The following is a 4,161-nucleotide window of genomic DNA, read 5'->3' as shown; positions in this document are numbered from 1 at the left end:
GGGGACATGGCGCCACTGATGGCGTAGGAGGCAGAGATGGTGTAGAAGAGGATGTAGGCAAAGGCCATCAGAAGTCCCAGAGCCACGTTGAGCCCGATGCCGCCCTTTACCTTACGTGCAGAGAGGCAGACCCCTATGAGGGTGAGGATGAATGCGGCGGGTATGCTGGCAAATCGCCTGTGATACTCGACCTGAAAGTTTTTGATATTCCCCATGCCCCTCTTCTCCTGCGCCTGGATATAGGTGTAGAGCTGTCCGGTCGTCAGCATCTCGCCGTCCTCGGGAGAGATGAGGATATCCTGGGGTGTGATCATCAGGAGCGTATCAAGCTGCTCACCCATCGTATCCTGCTCTACGAGACCGTGGAAGTCTCGTATGTGATAGTCGTAGACGGTCCAGTGATAGACGCTGTCCGGATGATACTCGATGCGACGAGCGGTCATACGGCTGCTGAGTGTATTGTCCTCAAATTGCTCGAGGGAGAAGTTGTAGCCGGTATAGCTGTCCTTATCGTAGGTGCTGAAGAATGCGATCACTCCGGGCTGAACCGCCAGCTGGACATTGTCCCCCTGCTTTACCTCCTTGTTGTACACCCATTGATTGGTGAAGGCGATGCGCGTTTTATTGAGATGGGGTATCACCTCGCTGGATAGGATAAAGGAGAAAGCCGACAGAATGGCTGCCGCAATCATATAGGGCCGAAGAAGACGATTGAAGCTCATACCCGCCGATGACATCGCAATGATCTCCGACCGGGCTGCCAACTTACTCGTCACGAAGACGCAGGCAATGAAGATGAATAGCGGCGCCAAGAGGATGGCAAAGTACGGGATCAGAGCAATGTAGTAACTGATGATCTCGCGCATCGTCAGGAGGGGATTCATGAAGTTGTCCAGCTTCTCCTGCACATCCACCACCACGATGATCGCCATGATGAGGGCAAGGGTGAAGAAGAAGGTGGAGAGGAATCGCCAGATGATATAACGATCGATCCTGAGGATGCCTATCCTCGACAGGAACGAGTACCATCCATTCCTATTACGAGCTTTACGTCCCATATAAGCTTATAGACGGCGATCTAAGTCATCGTAAACACTCGACTTCCAGCTACTGAAGTCCCCCTGAAGGATGTGCTTCCTTGCTGTCCGGACGAGGTCGAGGTAAAAGGCGAGGTTGTGGATGCTCGCTATCTGCAGAGCCAGCAGCTCGTCGGCCGCAAAGAGATGACGAACGTAAGCCTTGGTGTAGTCTCTGTCCACAGAAGAGGTACCATAGGGATCAAGGGGAGAAAAGTCATCCTTCCACTTCGCATTACGCATATTCATCGTCCCCTTCCAGGTGTAGAGCCTGGCATTGCGACCATCGCGGGTAGGCATGATACAGTCCATCATATCAATCCCGCGCTCAATGGCGTCAAGGATGTCCTGCGGTGTACCTACGCCCATGAGATAGCGAGGACGGTCCTTGGGGAGCACCTCATTGACCACCTCGATCATAGTACGCATGTCGTCCTTGGACTCACCCACGCTCAGGCCACCGATAGCATACCCGTCAGCGTCATACTCAATCACACGCTCAGCCGCCTCCCGTCTCAGCTCCGGATAGACAACCCCCTGTACGATAGGGAAGAGTGCCTGCTCGTAGCCGTACAGCGGCTCGGTACTGCGGAAGCGGCGAAAGCAGCGCTCCAGCCAGCCCATCGTGCGGTCAAGCGACTCTCGGGCATAGTGATGATCTGCCGTACCGGGAGGACACTCATCAAAGGCCATCATAATATCGCCCCCTATCAGTCGCTCAATGTCCATCACCCTCTCGGGAGTAAAGAGGTGCTTGCTCCCGTCGATGTGGCTACGGAAGGTGACGCCCTCCTCCGTCATCTTTCTCGTATCAGTTAGCGAGAAGACCTGGAAGCCTCCACTATCTGTCAGTATTGGTCCTCCCCAGCCATTAAACTTCTGTAGCCCTCCTGCAGCCCTCAGCACCTCAGTCCCCGGTCTCAAGTAAAGGTGATAGGTATTGCCGAGAATGATTTCCGCTCCCACTTCCTCCCTGAGTTCGCTCATATGTACCGCCTTGACGGAGCCAACCGTTCCCACCGGCATAAATATCGGTGTGTGTATGTCTCCATGCGGTGTGTGCAGTACTCCGGCACGTGCGTCTGATCCGGTGTCCTGAGCCTGCAGATCCAGTGTAATACTCATCCTTGACTCTGTCTCTCCTCTCGGTACGCTATCTGTAGGAAGAAGTGAAGTGCTGCCGACATCACCGGCATCGGTAGTCCGGTCATCGAAGCGACTGCCACAGTCTCCCGGAGAGCGTCCAGCGAGCTCTTTATTTCCTTTATCGTTCCCTCGTCTCTCGGATCAAGCTCTCCCTGATCCATTGCCGCAATCAGCTCAGCACACGAGAGTGCAGAGCGGAGTGTGGCACCTCCGTTACTCCGAAAGGCGTAAGGGATTATGTGAAGGTTGTAAGGGTCTCGACACTCGTCTACAATAGACCGGAGCCGATCAGACTCCACAGCGACAGAGAGCAGGGCTCCGGTCGCTCCCTCAGGGAGATCTGCCTGAGATCCTGCCTCCGGAAGCTCAGACCCATCATCGGCAAGCAAGAGTCGCCGCGACATCAGCAGTGCCTCACAGCGGAGGGAGTGACATATATATCTTAGAGCAGGAGCGCTATCCCTCATCTGCCCTGTCGTATTACTTGGACTCATAGGATGATCAGAAGCTATTGTTAGTAGCACAAAGGTACTAAAAATCCGCCCTCACGGAACGGCTACAACGATGGCAAGAGTTATGGCTCTGAGTGTCACGAAGTGGTAAACTTTTGTGGCAACTCGGACAAAAAAGTCATCCAAAAATGGAGAGAAAAGACTTCCGATCGACTAAAATAAGCGTATATTTGTGAGCAAAACATTACAAAAACTCACTCACTCATGACTCAGAAAACATACTCGTACGATGAGGCGTACGAAGCCACTCTGGAGTACTTCGGAGGAGATCAGCTGGCTGCCAAGGTGTGGACCACGAAGTACGCACTGAAGGATGCCGACGGCAATCTCTACGAGAAGTCTCCTATCGACATGCATCACCGGATAGCCAGGGAGATAGCAAGGATCGAAGCACAGTATCCCAACGGACTGACCGAGAGTCAGGTTGTCGAACTACTGGACCACTTCCAATACTTGGTGCCGCAGGGCAGCCCAATGACCGGTATCGGCAACGATCTGCAGATAGCCTCACTCTCCAATTGCTTCGTGATCGGTCTGGACGGACCCTCCGATAGTTACGGGGCGATCTTCAAGATCGACGAAGAGCAGGTCCAGCTGATGAAGCGCCGGGGAGGAGTGGGACACGATATGTCCGGGATCCGACCCAAGGGTTCACTGGTCCGCAACTCCGCCCTCACCTCCACCGGGCTTGTCCCCTTCATGAAGCGCTTTTCCAATTCTACCCGTGAGGTGGCACAGGATGGTCGTCGTGGCGCTCTTATGCTCTCCTGCTCCATCAAGCACCCAGATGTCGCTGACTTCATAGATGCCAAGATGGAGGAGGGAGCCGTGACAGGCGCCAATGTCTCCGTCCGCATCACGGACGACTTTATGGAGGCAGTACGAGACGACAAGGACTTTACCCTCCGCTTCCCTGTTGACAGCGAGGGGGATCCCAAGTACACCAAGGTCATCAGGGCTCGCGAACTCTGGGGCAGGATCATCCACAATGCCTGGAAGAGCGCCGAGCCGGGCGTCCTCTTCTGGGACACCATACTCAAGGAATCGATCCCCGACTGCTACGCAGACCTTGGATTCGAGACCATCTCTACCAATCCCTGTGGAGAGATCCCTCTCTGTCCCTACGACAGCTGCCGCCTGCTGGCGGTCAATCTCTATGGGTATGTCAAGGATCCATTTACTGACCACGCTTCCTTTGACTTCGACCTCTTCAGAGAGCACATCGGCTATGCGCAGCGACTGATGGACGATATTATCGACCTGGAGAAGGAGAAGATCGACACGATCCTCGCCAAGATCAAGAGTGACCCGGAGAGCGACGAGATCAAGTATGTCGAGCACCACCTCTGGGAGAAGATCCGGGAGAAGACGCTCAAGGGACGCCGCACCGGACTTGGGATCACAGGTGAGGGGGATATGCTGGCTGC

The 4,161-nt window shown here is 54.5% G+C and carries 4 protein-coding genes; 1 reads left to right on the top strand and 3 read right to left on the bottom strand.

Annotated elements, in window-relative coordinates:
* From Q0F21_RS05915 to Q0F21_RS05905, 3 genes are all read right to left on the bottom strand, one after another.
* Nucleotides 1–1,058, bottom strand: a 1,058-nt coding sequence (locus tag Q0F21_RS05915) for an LptF/LptG family permease (RefSeq protein WP_297238259.1), incomplete at its 3' end; no start/stop codon positions are given.
* A gap of 6 nt (nt 1,059–1,064) precedes the next feature.
* Nucleotides 1,065–2,201: a tRNA guanosine(34) transglycosylase Tgt gene (tgt, locus tag Q0F21_RS05910; protein ID WP_297238257.1), complete on the bottom strand. Its 1,137-nt coding sequence runs from the start codon at nt 2,199–2,201 to the stop codon at nt 1,065–1,067.
* Nucleotides 2,198–2,716 carry a hypothetical protein gene (locus Q0F21_RS05905; protein ID WP_297238255.1) on the bottom strand — a complete coding sequence of 173 codons (519 nt, stop codon included), beginning with the start codon at nt 2,714–2,716 and terminating at the stop codon, nt 2,198–2,200. The genes tgt and Q0F21_RS05905 overlap by 4 nt, the downstream gene beginning before the upstream one ends.
* Before the next feature lie 222 nt (nt 2,717–2,938).
* On the opposite strand from Q0F21_RS05905, the gene Q0F21_RS05900 reads away from it, so the two are divergent.
* On the top strand, nt 2,939–4,161 hold a 1,223-nt coding region (locus tag Q0F21_RS05900), incomplete at its 3' end, for a ribonucleotide reductase N-terminal alpha domain-containing protein (RefSeq protein ID WP_363282680.1).

This window comes from uncultured Porphyromonas sp. (assembly GCF_934359325.1).
In the GTDB taxonomy this organism is placed as follows: domain Bacteria; phylum Bacteroidota; class Bacteroidia; order Bacteroidales; family Porphyromonadaceae; genus Porphyromonas_A.
Note: the sequence above shows the minus strand (reverse complement) of the source record. Positions and strands in the feature narration are given on the sequence as shown.